The sequence below is a fragment of the Staphylococcus pseudintermedius genome (assembly GCF_034042775.1).
Taxonomy (GTDB): domain Bacteria; phylum Bacillota; class Bacilli; order Staphylococcales; family Staphylococcaceae; genus Staphylococcus; species Staphylococcus pseudintermedius.
The window spans coordinates 311,013-332,856 of record NZ_CP120150.1; the positions used below are offsets into that span (position 1 = coordinate 311,013).

Genomic DNA, 21,844 nt, shown 5'->3' on the forward strand with positions numbered 1-21,844 from the left:
TTATAGTGTACATTTGGTGGTAGCCGAATTGGATTTTGGGAGCAGTACAGAAATCTCATGTGTAACAAAGATTTCGTTGTACTGCCCCCGCAAGGCTGACTAGACTTCTCAAAAGCATGCGCATTGAGAAGTCAGACAGCTACTGCGTTAAACGGTAGCCACTTTTAAAGTTAAATGACGTTGTTTAGCCTTTAACTTATCCCTCGGGAGTCTCAGCCTTCTGGGCAATCTTACATCAAATACAGTAACATAGGGCAAGTTTATGGAATTAAGAAAAGCAATAGCATCAATTTTTTATCCAATTCATCTTCTTTTTTATGCTGTTTGATAATCTTTAATGAATAGATAAAGGCTAGGAAAATAATGTCCTAGCCTGTTTTTGTGTTTTGATTTTTTGTATGATTGTCCTTTCCTTAACCTAGAAATACTACAAATCGCTCAAAATAGATTATAATGATATCTAAAGATGCGAGGTGTAGAAATGAAAACATATATAGAACGAGATGGACGTACAATTCAGAAACACTATTTGACATTAAATGGCCATCGACAAGGAATCATTATTGAATCAAGAGGCACAGCTAAACCGATATTACTCGTAGTCCATGGCGGGCCAGGATTTCCGCTTTATTCCTTTTTTAGAGCACATCATATTGACTTAACTGATCGTTATACAGTTGTATTTTGGGATCAACGTGGCACAGGTATGTCTTATACCCGTGAAACAGTTGAAATGGCGGATTTAATCTCTGACTCGTATCAACTGATTCAATTTTTACGGCATCATTTTCAACAAGAACAAGTGTATTTGATGTGTCACTCATTCGGTACCATTATTGGAACACATCTCGCGCATCGCTATCCAGAATATATTGCAGCATACATTGGGATGGGGCAACTCGGGGACGTATTTCATAATGAGCAATGTATTTTGCAGCATTTACGCTTTCTAGCATATGAAGAACGCAATCAACGTGCAATCAAACGATTAAGCGCAATCCATTTAACGCGTGATTTTAACAAAGATTGCCAATATGAAAAGGCAAGACAACGCTATACGGCACGTTATCATGTCGGTTTTTCAAGTCGTGGCTATTCCGTTTGGCGCATGTTTCGTGTGATGATGCAAACGCCATATTACCGTTTGATAGAAAGAATTAATATTGTCAGAGGTAGTTTGTCCACGTTTGAACATTTAACTAGTGAAATGGCACATACGAATTTGAATGATATTGCCCAGGAAATAAAGGTCCCATTTTATGTTTTACAAGGGGTTCACGACATGCAGACGACATACGAAGACAGTAAAGCTTTTTTTGAGCATGTCGGTTCTGCAGAAAAACGTTTTTACGCTTTTCAAGATACTGCGCACGCCCCATTTGTCGATGAGCCTGAAAGAATGATCGAAATTATGCATGAAATTGTTGACCGTCACGTGACGTCATAGGCTATACATGAAGTATGGAGGTGAAATCGATGTCACATTATTCGACAGGTGAACTTGCGAATATGTTTGGACTTACAAAAAGAACCATTCAGTATTATGATCTTCAACACATCTTAAAACCTGCCTATATAGACGATAATCAATATCGCATGTATACAGAGCATGAGGTGGAACAGTTGCGCCTAATTTTAGTGATGAAGTCATTAGGTCTCACGCTTAAAGAGATTAAGCAAATGTTGTCAGTGGATGGTACACTTCAAACGGTACGTACTTTAGTGACACGAAAAGTAGAAGAAACTGAGGCGGAAATAGGACAACAACAACAGCAACTGAAACAAATGAAGCAAATGCAACAGATGATACTGGATTCATCACGTGCACCTGTTAAAAATCTATCTGACATTGAAGATGCGATGAAACAAAAACCACAACATCAACGTCTCGTGAAACACATGTTTTTGATGGGAACGACAGCCACATTATTTGAAGTGATTGGTATTGGCTTGAGTTGGAAATATCGTCAATTATGGCCAGCCGTTTTAGGATTTGGAAGTGCAATTACAGTAGCCCAAAAAATGACACATACGTACTATCAGCAAGTCAGTTACATGTGTCCAAATTGCCAACAGCAGTTTAAACCGCCATATCGAACATGGTTATTTGCACCGCATACGTCTCAAACAAGACTGTTGACTTGCCCGAACTGTGGCTTCAAAGGATATTGTACAGAAATTTACGATACAACCAATTAAATAATGAGGATTGAGTGCGTGACATGCGAGTCTGATAATGTTGCGCACTTGCTTTTTGTCTCGTTTTTAAAATGGAATGTGCATCGGCTGTGAAAATTTGTAAGCGCTTCAAAAACACGTTGAATTGCATGGATGAAGTGGATAAGATGGAGGTGTATGAATTTTGTGAAGAGAGGAAGCATTCGTATGAAAATACTTGCAGTTACATCTTGTCCAAACGGTATTGCGCATACATATATGGCACAAGAAAAGTTAGAACAAGCCGCAGCGTCACTCGGTATTGATATTAAAGTGGAAACGCAAGGGGGTGTCGGTACAGAAAATGTATTAACAGCTGAAGAAATCGCAGCTGCAGAGGGTATTATTATTGCCGCAGATAGACAAGTGGATTTATCACGGTTTAATGGTAAGCCGCTCCTGAAAGAAAGTGTCAGAGCAGGTATTCATCAACCGGAAGCCTTAATCCAACGTGTGGTGCAGGGGGAAGCACCGGTGTATCATTCGACAGGGCAAGCTGAAGCAAGTGAGACATCTTCACACCAAAGCGAGAATAACAAAAATGGCATGCAAATGGTTTATCAACATTTAATGAATGGGGTTTCCTTTATGGTGCCATTTATCGTTGTCGGTGGGTTACTCATTGCATTGGCATTGTCATTAGGTGGTGAAAAAACAGCGACACAAGGTTTAGTGATTCCCGATGATTCATTTTGGAAACCGTTTGAAAAAATTGGTGCATTAGCGTTTAGCTTTATGGTACCGATATTGGCCGGTTACATTGCGGTGAGTATTGCTGATAAGCCAGGTCTCGTGCCAGGGATGATTGGTGGTGCGATTGCAGCGGACGGTAGCTTTTACGGTAGTACTGCGGGTGCTGGCTTTTTAGGCGGTATCGTTGCCGGTTTCTTAGCAGGTTATATTGCGAAATGGATTAAAAATATTAAAGTGCCAAAAGCGATGGCGCCGATTATGCCGATTATTATTATTCCAATTATTGCGTCGGTCCTCGTCGGCATGATTTTTATTTTCATTTTAGGTGCGCCCATTGCAGCAGTTTTTGAATCTTTGACGACTTGGCTGAAAGGGATGCAAGGGGCAAACATTGTCATTTTAGCTTTAATTATCGGTGCAATGATTGCGTTTGACATGGGTGGTCCAGTGAACAAAGTTGCATTTTTATTTGGTTCGGCTTTAATCGCAGAAGGCAACTACAGCGTCATGGGGATGGTCGCAGTAGCAGTCTGTACGCCGCCGATTGGACTCGGACTTGCGACATTTATTCAAAAACGTAAATTCAACCGTAATGAAATTGAAATGGGGAAAGCTTCATTTACGATGGGACTCTTCGGGATTACAGAAGGTGCGATTCCATTTGTGGCACAAGATCCATTACGTATTATTCCGGCGAATATGATCGGTGCGATGGTGGCTTCGGTCATTGCTGCACTGGGTCATGTCGGTGATAGAGTTGCGCACGGTGGACCTATTGTTGCGGTATTAGGAGGCATCGATGGGGTGCTCATGTTTATCGTCGCAGTATTAGTCGGTAGCTTTGTCACGACAGCACTCGTGTTAACATTTAAAAAGCAACCGACAGCAACTCAAGCGATATCTAGAACATCAATATCCACAGTGAAGGCAAATGACGATACAGACGTAGAAGATATGTTGAATCCACAAGCAATGATTCAAACAGCAACGCCTATGGATAGAGACAAAGCCATTGATACGATAATTAATCGTTTAGTGCGTGAAAACTATGTGGCAAATGCTGCGGTGTTAAAAGAGGCTGTACTCGCACGTGAGGCCGAATCGACGACAGCCCTCGGTATGCACATCGCGATGCCCCATGCGAAAACAAATGCGATACGTCAACCGATTATTGGTGTACTTAAACATGATCAAGGGGTACAATGGGAAAGTTTAGACGGTACATTGCCACAACTCGTCTTTTTAATTGCTGTACCAGAACAAAGTCATGATACGCATTTAAAAGTGTTGCAACAACTGTCGAAAAACTTAATGCATGATGACAAACGACAACGATTGTTAGACACAACGAATGAAGCGGAATTATACGAGACATTACAACGTATCATCAAAGCATAACTGGGACTTAAAGAGGCTGGGCGTGACTCAGTCTCTTGCTTTTTGCTTATTTTCAATTTGCAATAGAACTTATCTTTATTTAAAAAGTGTTCAATACGCGCTATAATAGACACATGTTATAGAAAGGAATGATGGCATGACAGAACGAAAATCCCCTTCATCTCAAAACATGCGTCATCGTTTAGTCAAAGCTGGTACTGTCCTTTTATTGGTTGGTAGTGGACTGCAAATGCCTTCAACATTGTCACACGAAATGACAGCGATAGCTCAGACAGATGCGACTGATGATTTGAAAACATTACGTGAAAATGCAGATAAAAAAGTGAAAGCGTTACAATATTTAAATACGGATTATAAAAATGAATTTCTTGCGTTAATTCGTGGATATGATACGTCGTCAAAAAATATTGAAGTGGTTGTTGACGAAGCAGAAGCAGCCAATCGTCTAGCTCATGACGCTCAATCGGACGATGAAATACAACCTGAATTAGATGCCATTGATGAAAAAATTAGCGCGTTAAAGGCAAAGGTTGATGAAGGTCAACGAGAATCAACTGAAGCGCGTCAAGATGTAACGTCAACAGAGACAAAGAGTGCTGAATCAGAAGGAAGAGAGCCATCCACTGAAGGCGAGAGCAAAGTAAAGGAGTCATCTTCAGCACAAACGATTGTAGCACCTCATCATGGTCAACAAGATGTGAGCGCACTGAAAGACCATATTAAGAACGATGTCGATACACTTAAACAAGACTATGCAACGCAAGACAAGCAAGTGACACCACTCCAGGGCATTGACAGTGCAATCACACGCATTGACCATTTCGTTTCAGAAAGCGTGGATCACAAGTCTGACAATTATTTTGAAGAAAAACGTCAACATTTACAAAACTTTGAACAAGACATTAAAAAACGTACGGACATTTCTGGGACTGAGAAGGCGACTTTGCTTGATGATGCGAAAACGGTAGCCAACCAACTGAACGCGCAAAATGATACGATTTTAACTGAACTTCAACAGCATGACGATAAACGTGCAGCAGTTGAATCGATATTAGGTGAGATTTTTAATGCACAAGAAGCGGCTCAACGTGCGAAACAGATAGATGTTAAAGGTAAAACAGATCAACAATTGGCAAACGAAATTCATCAACAAGCGGACGGACTTATCAAAACGTCGAGTGATGATTTATTGTTAGGAATGTTGGAAAATAATTCAAATACACAAGGTCTAGTGGAAAGCATTTTACGAACACGCTTTGACAAACAAGAAGCGCACAAAATTGCCGGCGAAATCATGCAAGGCAAGCCTTCAAATGCAGCGATACTCGACCGCTTGAAAGACCATTTTAAAGCGAATGGTAAGGCGAGTGGAGATGATATTTTAAATGCGTTAATTAATAATACGGATGCAGATGCTGAAGTGATTGAATCAATTCTAGGGGGCCGTCTTAATGCAGAAAATGCAAAATTGATTGCCGACCGTGTACAGAAAGATAAAAAGAAAACACATCAAAACTTAAAGGCGATTGAAGACGAACTTAGTGCGCAAGCGAATCGATTGTTAACGTTACGGAAGCAATTGCAACAAATCCGTCACAATACGCAAACAGATATGAATGACTTGTTTGCACCGCTGCGTCGTATTGCAAATATTCTCGGTGGTGGTTTAAATCGTGACGACATTCACTCTTCAGGTCGTACGAATGACAAATTGCAGCAACTGTTAAATCGTGATCATTCGTTGTTAGGTCGTGGTGGTGATTTATTCAAACATGATTTTGCGCCAAAGCCGAATATCGATCCATATCAAGCGATTAATAGTCAAACGGCATCACACGGCTTTTTAGATGGTTTATTTGATCAAAATGGCGATTTCAATTTACCGAATACAGGTGAAATAGTGAAGCGGACTTGGCTACCGTTGGGTATTTTAGTCGTTGCAATCGGTGTACTGATCTTAACGGTGAGATTTCATAAAAAAACACGCAAACAATAAGCACGAAAACTATGCATAAATAAGTGGAGGAGAGATAAAAATTTTTGATGAGATTGATACGATATTTTGTTTAACTTGTCCTCAATGCTTTATGGTTTTGATTGCCATTAAGGCTTCCCTTTCCAAAGGGGTGCCCCTTCAACGCACAAACGCTTGATTAAACGGGTACATTTGTTGAGCTGTTAATGGATTTTGGGAGCATTACAGAAATATCATGTGTCACAAAGGTTTCGTCGTATTGTCCCCGCAAGGCTGACTCGGCTTCTCAAAAGTGTAAACATTGAGAAGTCAGAGAGCTACTGCGATAAACAGTAACCGCTATTAAAGAAAAGAGGTCATTGTCAGCAGTATGCACGTATTCCCACAGGCGTCTCAGCCTTCTGGGAAATCTGATATTAAAATATTGAAATTGAGGGCAAGTTTATGAAATCAAGAAAACCAATAGTATCCAATTTTTATGTCCAATTCATCCTTATTTTTTGACTGTTTAATAAATATAAATAAAGCAAAACCTGAAAAGTGGTAGAGGCGGGGATAACTTAATGTCCTTGCCTCTACCACTTTTTAAATAAAACAGCATGAGTAAAATTCTTTATTCAGTTGCTAAGTCACCGCTAATGTAATCTAATTGTGCGGCATCTTTTGCATCAATTGTACGGAATGAAATGACACCCAGTCCTCTGACATTAGATTCTGATATAACGATGGAACCATCACGATTCACTTTCTCAACGAAGGCGACGTGACCGTAATAACGATCTGCACCTAATTCATTCGGATTAAATACTACTGCACTGTGTACTTTTGGTTTGCTTGATACGCTATAACCTTGTGTAAGTGCAGAATAAGTCCAATCAGCGGCATTTCCCATTGTACCTGAAATGTGAATGTCAAATTGTGCCATACGATTGTACACATACCACGTACATTGTCCATACGGATACGGTGAGTCTGCAGATATGGCAAATGGTTTGAAAGCACCGCCATCGCTTTTCGCAGTTTCGTTATCATCTTTCTCAGCTAATAAATCTGGCATGTCATCTTGGTCAAAACGCGTTAAATCGTACGCTTCAATTAAAGCTTCTAACTTTTGGTCATATTGTGGATCTGTCGCATATGTACCAACGAGTGCTGAAGCGGCATCGTGATAACTAGAACTATGGCTTTTCCAAACGTCTTCATAGATATTCGGATTACCATCGATGCCTCCTTTAATTAAATCTGCATAATCTTGTAAGGACGCTTTGTGATCGGGGTATTTTCGGAAAGCAGCATCGATTTCATACAATTGTTTGCCGTCTGATTCCAAAGTTTTGAAATGTGCGCTTTCTCCGTGATAGCTGCCTTTAATACCAAACAAGTTGAAATAAGGATCACGTGATAATTCACTTCTACCAGAGTCAGATTCTAAAATCGCTTGAGCAATCATGATAGAGGCATAGAGGTCTTCTTGTTGACCGATATCATGTGCATCTTTCGCAATGTCATTAATAAACTCACGTGTTGATGATTGCGGGACGACACGCATTGTTCCTGCATCATTTGTAGACGTATCAGAATCGGGCATTGTTTCAAACAGTGTCGTTTGACGTGTTTGCTTTCTATCTGCCTCGTTTTGATAGGATTGTTTCGGCGCTTGTTCTCGTGATGACTTGAAAGTGTCAGGGTCAGAAACTTGCGCTTCATGTTTTTGCGATTTTGACGTTGAAGATGGCTCATTAGCCTCTTTTTGTTGTTGATATGCATGATGCGTTTGTTCAGCTTTTTCGCTATATTCGTCTAACAGTGCATCAATCACCGCATCATTTTGATTTTTTTTAGTTTGTTGATCCGAAGTCGCGTCGTCACGAGTTGATGGCGCATGGTTTTCTGTTTGTTTATCTTCGGTATCCGGTGCATCTTCCGTTGTTGATGGCTTTTCAGTTGTACTATCGTCATTCACAGGTGGTACTTCCGATGTGCCTTCTGATGTAGCTTTGCTTTTTTCTGAAGTTGTCGCATCTTCAGTTGAGGGCTGTTCATTCGAAGTATCCGTGTTGTGTGAAGGTGTAACATTTTCTTGGTCATTGTCTCGCTGTTCAGTTGAAGGTGATGCCGTTGTTGCTTGGTCTGATGATAATGCGTCATCAGTTGAAGTTGTCGTATCATTTTTGCTGTCTTCACCACCGCTCAGAATCGCTTGAAGTTGCTCGAAAAAGTCTCGATTTTCAGGCGTCGATGATTGCGCTTGTGTTGGCGTTGATGTCGCGTCATTTGTTGGTGCTGGATATGTATGCTGAGGCGCGTCTGTTGTTTCATTTAATGTAGAATGAAACAGTTGGCCAAACCAATCTGTATGAGGCGACAAAGACGATTTCAACTGTGAATCCAAAGGGGATGTTATGTCGAAAAGGTCAGCCTTTTTTGAATCATGTTGTTGCGAAGTTGTTTTCTCACTTGTTTTCGATGATTCTCGTTTCGTTGTTTCTTTTTTATCTGATGATTGAGATTGCTTTTTACGGTCGTCACGTGTTTCGTCTGACGCGACATCTTGATCATGATTATCCACTTTTGGATTTTTAGGTCCATTTTCAGTTTGAGGTGTTGCTGCAACAGCCCATTGAGGTGTGACAGAAGGGATGAGCAATGCAGTACTTAACAACCCTGTATAAATGAATTTCTTATTCAATTTAAGACTCCTTTCTTAAAAAAAGCGCAGTGATTGATGTGTAAAATAGGGTTGAAATGCACAATGATAATGGCACGACTCGGGTCACAAGGGGAAGTGACGTGATGTGAGATTAACGTGTTTGATTCATCACTATCAAAAGCATTCCGTTTATACAAAGGTATACAAAATGCTAAAGAACTTGTTATACTAAAAGATGTCTTGCATTTCGTTGATGCGTGTTAACTTAAAAATAAAAATAACGAAATTTTGCAATTGTTATACATATTTTATATTACATGAATGAAAGTAAATAATAAAGTGTTTCACAAAATATTGAGGTGAAAAAATGAAGAATGCCATCAAACTTTTTCTGACGGATATTAAAAAAATTGCTAAAACACCTGGAGCGATGGTGCTGATTTTAGGGTTAGCGATACTGCCTTCTTTTTATGCGTGGTTCAACCTCGAAGCGACTTGGGATCCGTATTCGAATACAGACGGCATTAAAATTGCAGTTGTCAACGAGGATAAAGGCGATACAGTGCGCAATAAAAAAATTAACGTTGGGAATCAAATAGAAGAGACTTTGCGTAAAGATGACCATTTTGATTGGCAAATGGTGAGTCGAGAAAAGGCGGATCGGGAATTAAAAATGGGAAAATATTATGCGGCGATTTATATTCCAGAAAAATTCACGCATCAAGTGACTGGAATTGTGCGTAAAGACCCTCAACAAGCTGAAGTCGAATATAAAGTGAATCAGAAGCTGAACGCGATTGCACCTAAAATGACGGATGCTGGCTCAAGTGAAATAGTGAGAAATGCGAACAAAAAATTTAACGAGACGGTGACGAAAGCTTTATTAGATGAAGCAAATCGTATTGGCATTAAACTAGAAGACCAATTGCCCAACTATCACAAAGTCAGAGATGGCATTTATGCGGCGAATAATGCATTGCCAAAAATCGAAAAGTTCCGTAAAACATTGATTTATTTAGATGAAAATCAAGACCAAATCGATCAATATGCGGACAAATTTAGAGCACTAGATCAATATAAAGATGATGCAGTGACAGCAACCGAGCGTTTAAATCAACTGAACGCGAGCATCCCAGCCATTAACGAGCGTGCCAAACTTATTGTGTCATTAAATCAAGCGATGCCAGACATTGAGCGTGTGCTCCAAGTGGCAAGTGGTGTGCCTAATCATTTCCCAGAGATTAACGATGGGGTGGACCGTGCCATTGCAGGTACAGATCAAGCACTTGTTAAACTGAACGAAATTCAACAGCTATTGCCTGCAGTAGAACAACGTGTGAATGTACTTCAAAATGGCGTGGACCGTGGAAGAGTAGTAAATCAAGCTGTAGGAGAAAATGCGCGAAATGCGACTACAACCACACCGCAAAGTACACGAGGTACGGCATATCATACGGCAGCAATGAGTACGACGACACAAGGAGATAGTACCAACGTTTCAGCGGGTCACATCATTTCACCAACAGATGCGCAAACGATGACGACGGCTTATGGGGATACATTGCAGCAAGTGAATCAAGCGGTAACACAACAACTTAAAGCGACGTCCGCTGATTTAGATACGGCAGAAAACTTAAGTTACGGTATTTTGAGCGCCAAAGATCCAAAACAATTTGAATCGCCGTTAAACCACCTCATTGCACGTATGAATAACGCGACGAAAACGATTCGTGATTATAGAGATTATTTAGCAAACATTGAAAAAAGTGAAGGTGTCGATTTTTCAGATGCCCAATCACGACTCAAAACAGTGCAAGAAGATATTGAACAACGAACAAAACGTTTGAATGCATTAAAGGATGCTATCTCAGCAGGCAACTCTGGTCAAGCAGAAGCTGCAGATGTATTGGATAGTCTATCTAAAGCAAAAGATCAGTTAAACGCTGTTGGAAAATACCTTAGAGGAGATTTTACACAGACACTACGGGATATTTCTGACAGATTGGGCGCAGCATTGAATCAAGGGGCAACGACTTTAGACAATGTACAACAGCGCCTGAATCAGTTAAACAGTGCGATACGACAAGGGCAGCAATTTTTAACTGAAGGGCAACAACGCTTACACCAATTAAGTGATACGTTACCTCGCGTGGAAGCAGCATATATTAATGCGATGAAAGCAGCCCAAGCTTACTTTCCACAATTTCGTCAAAAGGTCGCTGAAGCATCCAACTTTGTCGAAAATGACTTACCAAGAGTGGAAGGACGAGTTTCTGATGCGACTGCCACAGTGAATGAAAAATTACCAGAAGCATTCGCACAATATGACCGTTTGCGCAATATTTTAGATACAAATCAACCAAAAGCGAAAGAAACATTACATCGTTTGGCAGAATTTGCAAGAAATGATTTGCCACAAGTTGAAGAAGATTTGCAAAAGGCAGACGGTATTTTTAAACAACTCGATAAAGAGAACACGATAGAAGATTTAATTGACTTATTGCGGAATGACCTGAAAAAACAAGCTGGTGTCATTGCCAGTCCAGTCGATCTACAAAAAGAGAATGTTTTCCCAGTTAAAGATTATGGTTCAGCGAGTACACCATTCTATACGGCATTGGCAATTTGGGTCGGCGCATTGTTACTTGTCAGCTTGTTGTCAGTGCACAATAAGCATCCAGAGTTAAAACCATATTTGACCATTCGCGAAACATATCTAGGTAAAATGGGACTTTTCTTATTAATGAATATCATACAAGCGACGATCGTCTCTATTGGGGATATTGTGATTTTGAAAGCATCGATTGAATCAGTGCCACTTTTTATTGCGATTAGTATGTATTCTGCACTGATATTTACAACGATTGTGTATACATTAGTATCAGTATTAGGAAATCCAGGTAAAGCACTGGCTATCGTCTTGCTTGTATTACAAATCGCTGGGGGTGGCGGAACATTCCCAATTGAAGTGACACCACAATTTTTCCAAAGTATTCACCCATTCTTGCCATTCTCATACAGTATTGATGCATTGAGAGAAGCAGTGGGTGGACCTGTGCCACAAATTTTAACGTATAAGTTGACGATGCTTACTGTATTTGGTGTTGGTTTCTTCTTAGTGGGCTTGATAGGGAAGCCGTATTTAGACCCATTAGCACAAGGATTAGCGGAAAAGGCCGAGAAGAGCGACGTATTGGAATAATGTTTTTGAAATCAGGCATGTGGTTTTTGGTGGTAATTACGATTGCTGAACCGTGCTGCGCTTTCCGAGACGCCGATCTCTCAACGAACTAACGCTTAATTGAACTGTTATAAAAGAAGCGTTAGTGGATTTGGGGAACAGTACAGAAATCTCATGTGCAACAAAGATTTTGTATGACAGTGATCTTTCAAAACACGATTCTTTGTTGAGTCGTCAATGTTTCATTATAGCAAGTGCAGTGCAAAGGTTGTGAAGCCCTTTTGCACTGTGCTTTTTATTTTTAGAATTTGTAGTTAATTGTATTTTCTTCTTTTTGAGGTTGGCAATAGTTGTTGATTAGTATATAATACATATCGAAATACTAGGAATTGAAAAGGGGATAATCATGGAGTTTATGGACGTGTTTGAAAAATGGGCAGAGCGTTATGATGAAACGGTATTTAACACTGGTAATGACAATGAGTATGAAGATGTGTTTGACGGCTACACAGCAATGTTAGAGGGCGTGGTTGCATTATCATCGGGACGTGTACTTGAGATTGGTGCCGGCACAGGTAATTTAACACAGCGGCTTATCCATCAGGAGTTCGATGTCACAGCCATTGATCCTTCAGAAGACATGCGGACGATTGCGAATCAAAAAGAAGGCATACATGTGCTAGATGGCCACTTTTTGAATATTCCTGTTGACGCACACTTCGATACAATCGTGTCTACATTCGCCTTTCATCACTTAAATCATGTTAGTAAACGAGAGGCGCTGACTTATTTGAAGTCATTTTTAATAGACGAGGGTCAAGTGATTCTCGTTGATACGCTGTTTGAGTCTGAGGCGGACAAAGCGCGTATGATTGAGACGTATCGTGATAAGGGCTATGTCAATTTAGTCGAGGATTTAGAGACGGAATACTATCCTTTTAAAGATGAGCTCACTTCAATTGTTGAAGCAGTGGGTGGCAAAGCTGAATTTGAACGATTGAATACATTTGCATGGCGTGTGCGTATCACGTTTTAGGATGTTGAGTAATATGAATATTTGAACTGGTTAGTGTGGCATATCTCGCATTATCAGTATAGCAGTGATCCGATGTCGTGTTGGATGACTGCTTTTTTGTTGATGAAAATGGCCATACATTGTAAGAAATTTTGTGATATATTTGTTTTATTGAAAAGAGATAAGATTTCGAAGTGGGGGAGTCCTATGATTCAAGCGGAACACATTTTAGAAAAAATGAAAAATCAAAAGATCAATTACGACAAAGTTTTACGTAAGATGATTGTCAATTGGGAGCGTGAAAATGAGCGTCCTTCCATTTTGTTACATAGTTGTTGTGCACCATGTAGTACCTATACGTTAGAGTTTTTAACGGAATACGCGGATGTGTCCATTTATTTTGCGAATCCGAACATACATCCCAAAAATGAATACTTGCGACGTGCACGTGTCCAAGAGCAGTTTGTGCATGACTTTAATGAAAGAACAGGCAACAATGTCCGCTATATCGAAGCGCCATATGAGCCGCATGAATTTATGAAAATGGCGAAATCTCGTGGTTTGACAGAAGAACCTGAAGGCGGTGCGAGATGTTCGGCATGTTTTGGTATGCGTTTAGAAATGGTGGCAGAAGCGGCGGTAGAACTTGGCTATGATTATTTTGGTAGTGCGATTACATTATCACCGAAGAAAAATGCACAGTTGATTAATGAAATTGGTTTAGACGTGCAACAATTGTATGATGTGAAATATTTACCGAGTGACTTTAAGAAAAATAAAGGCTATGAACGTTCAATTACGATGTGTCAAGATTATGACATTTTCCGTCAATGTTACTGTGGCTGTGTGTTTGCTGCTCAACAACAAGGTATTGATTTCAAAACCATTAACCAACAAGCAAAGCTATTTTTAGAACATTTAGAAAATAAAAATTAAGGATAACCAAAATAAATAGTTTTATATGACGAAAATTTTTCTGATATAATATGAGCGGTGATAGTGAGTTAGGCTAATTATAGAGAAAGAAGGCGCTTATCGTATGAAATTGAAATATTCACTCGCTGTTTTAACAACAACATCATTATTGTTGGCAAGTTGTGGTACAGAATCGGGGGACCGCAATGCTGACGAAAAGGTGTTAGATATTGAGATGCCTTTGAAAACGACATCGATTGCTCCATATGAAACAGATGTCCCTGTTAGAGCGGGTGCACTAGAGTCTTTATTCAAAGTATCCAAAGAGGGAGAAGTACAGCCTTGGTTGGCTAAAGACTTTAAACAGGTCTCTTCTGAAAAATTGGAACTAACGGTTAAAGATGATGTAAAGTTCCAAAATGGTGAAAAATTAACAGGACAAAAAGTGAAAGAAAGTTTAGAACAAGCATTGAAAGAGAGCGATTTTGTAAAATCAACGTTACCGATTAAATCTATTGAAGCGGTTGGTCAAAAAGTAACGATTACTACGAAAGAGGCTTACCCAGAGCTCGCTTCTGAACTCGCCAATCCGTACGTCGCTATTTTCGATGCGGATGCAAAAACAGACATTGATGCGAAGCCAGTCGGTACAGGCCCTTATCAAATTAAAGATTATCAACGCGCTCAAAAGATTACGCTTGATCGTAATGATAATTACTGGCATGGAAAACCTAAACTTGATGGGGTGACTGTGACTTATCAAGAAGATGGTAATGCACGTGTCAGTCATTTACAATCAGGTGAAGCGGATTTAATTACGGACGTCCCTGTAAATCGAGTGAAGCAACTTGAGGAGAAAGGTGATACAAAAGTGTCGCACGTTTCTGGCTACCGTACACAAATGGTGATTTACAACTTACATAGTGACAAAATGACGCATGATGTTCGAGAAGCCATGGATAAAATTATTGATCGTAAAGGGTTGGCGAAAGATGTGTCAAATGGTTATGCGAAACCTGCAACGGGCCCATTTAATGATGATTTAGATTTTATTGATAATCATAAAGTGAAAAAACAAGATATTGAAGGTGCAAAAAAGTTAATGGAAGATGCCGGTTATAGTGATGCACATCCACTCAAAATTCAACTTGCAACATATGAAGGTCGCCCAGAACTTCCTAAAATGGCACAAGTCATTCAATCTGATGCCAAAAAAGCACATATTGATATTGAAATTCGCAACGTCGATGATATTGAAGGCTACTTAGAAGATCGCTCACAATGGGATGCGACGATGTATAGTTTTGGTACGATTCCACGTGGGGATACAGGTTACTTCTTCAATCAAGCGTTCCATGAAGATGGTTCAAGCAATAAAGGGGCATACAAAAATAAAGAAGTGACAGAAATGATCGACACATTGAATCATACTGTAGATAAAGCGCAACGTGAGTCGCTCTCAAATGACATTATTGATAAAGCTGCACAAGACATTCCAGCAAGTTACATTACGTATAACGATACAGTAGATGGCATGAATAAAGATGTGACGCACTTTAAGGCAACACCAGAAGGCATTTATTTAGTCGATGATAAGGTTGATATTCAAGATGCAAATTAAGCGTTTCGTGCGCGCTTTCGTAAAAATGATCATCATCCTATGGGTGCTGTCGACCATTACGTTTATTTTGATGAAAAGTACGCCAGGCGACCCAGTCAATCAAATTTTGCATGTTGGGGAATCCAATATTTCACAATCGACTATAGAGGCAACACGTGCACAATATGGTTTGAATGATGCGTGGTTTGTTCAATATTTTCGTTGGATAGGACAAATTGTACAGTTCGATTTTGGGACAAGTTATCAAACAGGTCGTCCAGTCCTTCAAGAAATTGTCTTTTATGCACCGCCAACGATTACGATTGCGTTCTTCACAATTATCGTGGTGATGGTGACTGCGCTTCCTCTAGGGGTTGTCGCAGCACGTCATCCGAATGGTAAACTTGATCGGATAATACGCGCCGTAACATCGGTGACAGTGAGTATTCCGTCGTTCTTTTTAGGAATAATTTTACTACACATTTTTGCGTTGCATTTTAAAACTTTACCCGTGTCAGGTTTCGGTTCACCTGCACAATTGGTGTTACCGGTCATTGCGATGAGCATCGGAATGAGTGCGTATTACGTGCGTTTAATGCGTGCCAATGTCATGGATTTATATCGTAGTCGTGAAGTGACCGCCTCACGATTAAGAGGTTTATCGGAGCGTTATATTTTTATGACTGACATTTTAAAGCCGGCACTCGTCCCTGTTGTAACCATTTTAGGACTTTCTATTGGGAGCTTAATCGGTGGTACAGTCGTCATTGAAAATGTGTTCGGTATTCCAGGGATTGGGCGGTTTTTAGTCGATAGTATTCGGGCAAGAGATTATCCGGTCATTCAAGGGATTGTACTCATGTTAGGTATAATCGTAGTGCTGTCTAATTTGATGAGTGACACGATTGTCCTCTTTTTAGATCCGAAACAGCGCTATCTGAAAACTGACAAAGGTGATGCACACATGTCAACGTCAACATACGAGGTGTCGCAATGATGAAACAGTTACGACAATTACCGAAAATGGTATGGGTATGTGCGCTGTACGTCGTGGTACTCATCATTGCACAATTTTCTGTTTCCATGCAAGCCGCGTTAGAAGTGAAGTTGAGCGACCAGTTTTTACCGATCAGTTCGATGCATTGGCTAGGGACAGATGACTATGGACGTGACTTGTTCGCACGCCTTATTATCGGTGCACGCTATACGCTACTCGTGAGTTTGGTGACAATCGTCATGACAGTTGTTATCGGTGTGCCTATCGGTATGATTGCGGGCTTTTTAAAAGGGAAAGTCGAAAAAACAATCATGCGCATTGTTGATATCGGTCTCAGTATCCCAGAATTTGTGCTCATTATTGCAATGGCAAGTTTGTTGAAACCGAGTATTTGGAATATCGTCTGGGCGATGGTGTTGTTACGTTGGATGACGTATACAAGATTGACCCGTACGATTGTGGCGAGTATTCGTCATATGGATTATATTCGTATGGCGAAATTGTATCGTGTTCCAACGTATCGCATGATGTTACATCATTTTGTTCCACATGTTTTGCCGTCTATTTTAGTGGTAGCGACGGTGGATTTCGGGAAAAACATTCTCTATATTTCATCGCTATCATTTTTAGGATTAGGGGCACAACCGCCATCACCTGAATGGGGCGCGATGTTAAATGCAGGTCGTGATTTTATGACTTCCAATCCGATACTGCTGTTTGCGCCTGCCGTGATGATAGCCGTGACAATTTTAATTTTCCAATTGACTGGCGATGCGTTACGCGATCATTTTACACAAGAGGAGCATCGTGGACATGAATAAGTTATTAAACCTAAACAACTTAACAGTACGCCAAGGTGAACGTCATGTCATAGAAAGTCTCGATATGACCCTTTATGCTTCAAAAGTGAACGTCTTGATTGGTGAAAGTGGTGCGGGGAAAAGTATATTGATTAAGGCGCTACTCGGTGCTTTACCGGAACATTTTGAAATGACGTACGATGAATGGCATTATCAAGGACAAAGGGTCACGTCATTGAAGCCGTATTTAGGTAAACAAGTCGGGTATATTTCACAAGATTATACACATAGTTTTAATGACCATACGCCGATTGGGAAGCAGCTCATTGGGATTTATCGTCAGCATTACAAGGTGTCGCGTCAAGAAGCGGCGCACCAAGTTCAAAAAGCGTTGCAATGGGTGGGATTAGACCACCTCGATTTGCGCAAACGGTATCGCTTCATGCTGTCAGGAGGGCAACTGGAACGCGTCCTGATTGCGAGCGTCATGATGTTAGAACCGACACTCATTATCGCAGACGAACCTACTGCCGCATTAGATGCTGTGACAGGGCAGCAAATCATGACGTTACTGCATCATCTTGCTGAAGCACACGACGTGACGTTATGGGTCGTGACACATAACTTAACCCATGTGAAACGATTCAGTGATTATCTGTATGTGTTGCAACATGGGCGTATTGTGGACTATGGTGACGATATCTATTTCAAATCAGCAAACATCCATCCGTACAGTGCGTTGTTATTTGAACATCGAAGTCAGTTAAAACAAGGTGAATCATATGATTAAATTAGAACATATCACCGTGCAATATAAAGAGGTGACCGCTTTAGATGATGTGTCATTAGCAGTCGGCCCGCATGAAATCGTGGGTATCGTCGGTGAAAGTGGGTCTGGAAAATCTACATTAGCGCACGTGATGTTAGGTGAATTGCGCGCCCAACGAGGTCAGGTCACATCGACATTTCAACGTGTCCTGCCGATTTTACAACATGCCAGTTACGCATTTAATCCTAAGATGACCATAGCGCGTGCATTAAATGAGGCGTTAGCTTATGAGGCATCACAGCGTCAAGCACATCAACATTATCGTGATGAATTGATGGCGTCGATGGGATTGTCTCATGAATTGATGAAGCGGTATCCGAATGCATTGAGTGGAGGACAATTGCAACGTTTCAATGTCATTCGCACATTAATGTTGCAACCAGACTTGTTAATTTGTGATGAGATTACTGCAAATTTAGATGTCATTGCAGAACATCGCATGGCTCAGCAATTAAAACGACATGTCGAACGGACACACTGTGCCATGGTTGTCATTTCCCATGACTTGGCCTTTTTACAAAAATGGGTCTCACGAATTGTAGTGATGTATCAAGGGCGTGTCGTCGATGCTTTTCCAATAGAAGCGCTGTTTGATGAGGCACGCGATGATTATACGAAAGCGTTGTTGTCGATTTATGAGTAGATGCCGATGCGTCAGGTAAAGCGTTACGTATGATCAACTCATTCACCGTGGTTGGATGTCGTTAAAATGAATTAAGAGGAAAACTGAAATACATGAAAGAAGCTGAGATCACAATGACGTCATCTCAGCTTTTTGTATTTTATAAGTGGAAGTTAGAATATGAGAACATGAGTTTAACTTAGATTAACAAAAGATAAAAAAATTGATTATCTTCAAATTAAAAGTCTGCCCGCATTGTCTATCATACTTAAGTGTCAAATTGCTAAAAGGGGCGAGACTCTTGAGGGATTATGTAAAAAGCAAAATAACGTCATTTAACTTTAACAGTGGTTATTGTATATCGCAGTAGCTGTCTGACTTCTCAAGGCGCATGTTTTTGAGAAGTCTAGTCAGCCTTGCGGGGGCAATACGACGAAATCTTTGTTGCACATGAGATTTCTGTACTGCTCCCAAAATCCACCAACGCCTCCTTCAATGTAACAGTTCAATCACGCGTTAGTTAGTTGAAGGGCAGCCCCTAGGAACGCGAGCCCAAAATAGCAATTGTTTATTATTATCAATGTGGGAACTTTATTAATCTGAACTTTTCTGAATCTCATTGTATATCATGTCACCAATATATTGAGCCGCACGCCCATTTTCCATCGAACAAAAACGTTGGTGAAAGGCTTCAATCTGGTCTTGATATGTTTCGCGAATCAGTTCAATATTTTTCAATCCTTCAATTAATGCATCTGGATCTGTATAAATAGGGCCTGGCAGGTCATTATGATAGTCGATATAAAAGCCACGTAATTCCGTCGCATATTTTTCAATATCATAAGGAAAGAACAGTTGCGGACGCTTCAAAATGCCATAATCAAACATGACTGAAGAGTAATCCGTAATCAAACAGTCACTAATTAAATATAGTCTTGAAATATCATTATAATTCGATACATCAATCGCAAAATCTTCAAAACCTTTTAAATCTAAAGCATCGGCAATCAAATAATGCATACGTAAAAGAACGACGTAGTCATCGCCTATCGTTTCTTGCAAACGTGCCAAATCAATCTTAAGCTTAAATGTATAACTGCCTTTTTTAACAAACTCATCATCACGCCATGTCGGTGCATACATGATAATTTTTTTGCCTTCTTGAATGTTGAGTTCTTCACGAATTTCAGCTTGTAATGCAACATCATCCGCACGATTGACTAAAATATCATTTCGTGGATAGCCGATTTCTAAAGTTTTCTCAGCTGGCATCCAAAATGCAGTACGGAAAATTTCAGATGAATATCGATTAGGTGAGATTAAGTAATCCCAACGCGACGTTTCTTTATGGAAATTTCGTTTATACAATGACGTTGTTGTGCCTGGCATTCTGACGACTTTCATATCATTCGCAAGCCGTTTTAAAGGTGTCCCGTGCCAAGTTTGAATGTAAGTTTGATTTTCCTTTTTATTCAAAAATAATGGGAGACGTGCATTAGAAACCCAAACTTTTGCTTCTGAATACGCTTGATAATAAGCTGCTGAATTTTTCTTCACTTTGAGCGCTTCACCAGGCACACGATTTGTTTCTGGATTTGTAAACACCCATCGATAGTTTAATTCAGGATAATGATCTTTCATATATTCATAAATGTATTTCGGACTATCGCTATAATTTTTACCACCGAACGATTCAAAAACTACCGTCTTTGCGTTCACATTATCTACTTTATCAGTGAGAAAATAACGTGAGCGCTCTTGAAGGCGATGACGTCGGATGATGTTTTTTACGTGCCGTGTAATGAAGCGAAAACGGTTCACTTTTAATACGAAATCTGATTTGTTCATTACTAAACCTAACATTTCAATTAAAAACAACAACTTTTTCTCTTTTAAAAGCGAGAAACCGAGCTGATGGACGACTTGTGAAAGGTTGTCTCGGTGCATTTTGATCCGTTCAACAGTGTCACTTTCGTTAGGATTAAATTCTTGTTGTAAACGTATGATCATATTTTGCTTAATCCATTGACGCAATGTGTTGTTCTGTACACGTGAAAGTGCATCGCTAAAGCTATGACAGTAATCTTCAAATAGAACATCAGCATTTTGTTCAGAAAGTGTCGTTGTATTGAATGGGTCATACACTTCACCTCTAAAATAAAATGGAAAATGACTGATTTCAACAAAACGTTCAGCATACTGTAGATAATCTAAAATAAACGATTGATCGACATAGACGCGTAAGTTTTCGTTAAATTGAACTTGATGTGCATGAACAATACTCGTTTTAAAAATGATATTACAGGCTGTAGCTTGTCGCAAAAACACCTGTGGTTCACGTTCCACTGTTAAGTAATTGATTTTCACTTGGTCCTGATGCACATATTGTGGTGGGTTAAGTGAAAAGTCATCAATTGGCGCCACTAGGCCATCAAATTGTTGCAAATATTTTAAATAAAAATGGACGGCATAACTTGCGAGTTGATCATCAGCATCTACAAACATAAAGTAGGGTGTTGTCACAGCTTGAATACCCACGTTACGTGCATGCGCATGTCCATGGTTATCTTTAAACTTGATATATGTCACTTTTTTATCATAATCAGCGACTGCCTTATTTAACAATGTTTCACTATTGTCTGTTGAGCCGTCATTAATCAGAATCAATTCGAAATTTTGGTTACGTTGTTTTTTAATTGCATTGATACAATCTGTGATGTGATCCGATTCATTATAAAACGGAATTATAATACTCAGTTTCATTATTCAATCATCCCTCCAAACCCTGTGTGGCTACATAACTTATTTTAGCACAATAAACGATTGCAATACTAAATTTAAAATGAAACATCATTATTATTTTAAAATAATGGAAAATGATAGAGTGATGTAGGTATAAAAATATTTCGTAAATAAAAAAAAGATAAAGCCATCGCAATGACTCTATCTTTT

14 protein-coding genes are annotated in these 21,844 nt (G+C 39.8%); 12 read left to right on the plus strand and 2 right to left on the minus strand.

Annotated features, from left to right (window positions below; translation table 11 throughout):
- Positions 1-481: 481 nt before the first annotated feature.
- The 4 genes from P3U61_RS01255 to spsA all read left to right on the plus strand — a co-directional run bounded on the left by P3U61_RS01255 (position 482) and on the right by spsA (position 6,304).
- Positions 482-1,447: an alpha/beta fold hydrolase gene (locus P3U61_RS01255; RefSeq protein WP_199597018.1), complete on the plus strand. Its 966-nt coding sequence runs from the start codon at positions 482-484 to the stop codon at positions 1,445-1,447.
- Positions 1,448-1,476: 29 nt separating this feature from the next.
- Positions 1,477-2,199 (plus strand): helix-turn-helix domain-containing protein, encoded by a 723-nt coding sequence (locus P3U61_RS01260; protein WP_199569128.1) that lies wholly within the window; start codon positions 1,477-1,479, stop codon positions 2,197-2,199.
- Between the two features lie 186 nt (positions 2,200-2,385).
- Complete coding sequence (locus P3U61_RS01265) at positions 2,386-4,308, plus strand: fructose-specific PTS transporter subunit EIIC (RefSeq protein WP_199569129.1); 1,923 nt, start codon at positions 2,386-2,388, stop codon at positions 4,306-4,308.
- Positions 4,309-4,444: 136 nt separating this feature from the next.
- Positions 4,445-6,304 carry an LPXTG-anchored surface protein SpsA gene (spsA, locus tag P3U61_RS01270; protein WP_199597020.1) on the plus strand — a complete coding sequence of 620 codons (1,860 nt, stop codon included), beginning with the start codon at positions 4,445-4,447 and terminating at the stop codon, positions 6,302-6,304.
- A 592-nt stretch (positions 6,305-6,896) separates the two neighbouring features.
- Here spsA and P3U61_RS01275 read toward each other — a convergent pair.
- On the minus strand, positions 6,897-8,972 hold the full coding sequence (locus P3U61_RS01275) for an amidase domain-containing protein (protein ID WP_130882926.1): 2,076 nt from the start codon (positions 8,970-8,972) through the stop codon (positions 6,897-6,899).
- Between the two features lie 328 nt (positions 8,973-9,300).
- Between P3U61_RS01275 and P3U61_RS01280 the strand changes: the two genes are divergently transcribed.
- The 8 genes from P3U61_RS01280 (at position 9,301) to P3U61_RS01315 (ending at position 18,913) form a co-directional block, all read left to right on the plus strand.
- A complete protein-coding gene (locus P3U61_RS01280; RefSeq protein WP_096538200.1) occupies positions 9,301-12,135 on the plus strand; it encodes a YhgE/Pip domain-containing protein in 2,835 nt (944 codons plus the stop codon).
- A gap of 385 nt (positions 12,136-12,520) precedes the next feature.
- Complete coding sequence (locus P3U61_RS01285; RefSeq protein WP_020219449.1) at positions 12,521-13,150, plus strand: class I SAM-dependent methyltransferase; 630 nt, start codon at positions 12,521-12,523, stop codon at positions 13,148-13,150.
- Positions 13,151-13,336: 186 nt separating this feature from the next.
- The gene (locus tag P3U61_RS01290; RefSeq protein ID WP_014612925.1) at positions 13,337-14,065 is read left to right on the plus strand and encodes an epoxyqueuosine reductase QueH; all 729 of its coding nucleotides are present in this window, start codon (positions 13,337-13,339) and stop codon (positions 14,063-14,065) included.
- Between the two features lie 103 nt (positions 14,066-14,168).
- Positions 14,169-15,665: a nickel ABC transporter substrate-binding protein gene (gene nikA / locus P3U61_RS01295; protein ID WP_131112780.1), complete on the plus strand. Its 1,497-nt coding sequence runs from the start codon at positions 14,169-14,171 to the stop codon at positions 15,663-15,665.
- Positions 15,655-16,641, plus strand: coding sequence for a nickel ABC transporter permease (nikB, locus tag P3U61_RS01300; RefSeq protein WP_214520504.1), 987 nt, complete (start codon positions 15,655-15,657; stop codon positions 16,639-16,641). The genes nikA and nikB overlap by 11 nt, the downstream gene beginning before the upstream one ends.
- The gene (gene nikC / locus P3U61_RS01305) at positions 16,638-17,462 is read left to right on the plus strand and encodes a nickel transporter permease (protein WP_014612928.1); all 825 of its coding nucleotides are present in this window, start codon (positions 16,638-16,640) and stop codon (positions 17,460-17,462) included. Before nikB ends, nikC begins: the two co-directional genes overlap by 4 nt.
- The gene (locus tag P3U61_RS01310) at positions 17,455-18,231 is read left to right on the plus strand and encodes an ATP-binding cassette domain-containing protein (protein WP_199569131.1); all 777 of its coding nucleotides are present in this window, start codon (positions 17,455-17,457) and stop codon (positions 18,229-18,231) included. The genes nikC and P3U61_RS01310 overlap by 8 nt, the downstream gene beginning before the upstream one ends.
- Entirely contained in the window at positions 18,224-18,913 is a 690-nt protein-coding gene (locus P3U61_RS01315) for an ATP-binding cassette domain-containing protein (protein ID WP_014612930.1), read from the plus strand. Before P3U61_RS01310 ends, P3U61_RS01315 begins: the two co-directional genes overlap by 8 nt.
- Positions 18,914-19,486: 573 nt before the next feature.
- On the opposite strand, the gene P3U61_RS01320 is transcribed toward P3U61_RS01315, so the two are convergent.
- The gene (locus P3U61_RS01320) at positions 19,487-21,658 is read right to left on the minus strand and encodes a bifunctional glycosyltransferase/CDP-glycerol:glycerophosphate glycerophosphotransferase (protein WP_199569406.1); all 2,172 of its coding nucleotides are present in this window, start codon (positions 21,656-21,658) and stop codon (positions 19,487-19,489) included.
- Positions 21,659-21,844: the final 186 nt, after the last annotated feature.

Coding starts and splice junctions, on each gene's coding strand:
- nikB (WP_214520504.1), top strand. CDS start 15,655: ATGCAAATTAAGCGTTTCGTGCGCGCTTTCGTAAAAATGATCATCATC.
- P3U61_RS01265 (WP_199569129.1), top strand. CDS start 2,386: ATGAAAATACTTGCAGTTACATCTTGTCCAAACGGTATTGCGCATACA.
- spsA (WP_199597020.1), top strand. CDS start 4,445: ATGACAGAACGAAAATCCCCTTCATCTCAAAACATGCGTCATCGTTTA.
- nikC (WP_014612928.1), top strand. CDS start 16,638: ATGATGAAACAGTTACGACAATTACCGAAAATGGTATGGGTATGTGCG.
- P3U61_RS01315 (WP_014612930.1), top strand. CDS start 18,224: ATGATTAAATTAGAACATATCACCGTGCAATATAAAGAGGTGACCGCT.
- P3U61_RS01255 (WP_199597018.1), top strand. CDS start 482: ATGAAAACATATATAGAACGAGATGGACGTACAATTCAGAAACACTAT.
- P3U61_RS01310 (WP_199569131.1), top strand. CDS start 17,455: ATGAATAAGTTATTAAACCTAAACAACTTAACAGTACGCCAAGGTGAA.
- P3U61_RS01260 (WP_199569128.1), top strand. CDS start 1,477: ATGTCACATTATTCGACAGGTGAACTTGCGAATATGTTTGGACTTACA.
- P3U61_RS01290 (WP_014612925.1), top strand. CDS start 13,337: ATGATTCAAGCGGAACACATTTTAGAAAAAATGAAAAATCAAAAGATC.
- P3U61_RS01285 (WP_020219449.1), top strand. CDS start 12,521: ATGGAGTTTATGGACGTGTTTGAAAAATGGGCAGAGCGTTATGATGAA.
- P3U61_RS01280 (WP_096538200.1), top strand. CDS start 9,301: ATGAAGAATGCCATCAAACTTTTTCTGACGGATATTAAAAAAATTGCT.
- nikA (WP_131112780.1), top strand. CDS start 14,169: ATGAAATTGAAATATTCACTCGCTGTTTTAACAACAACATCATTATTG.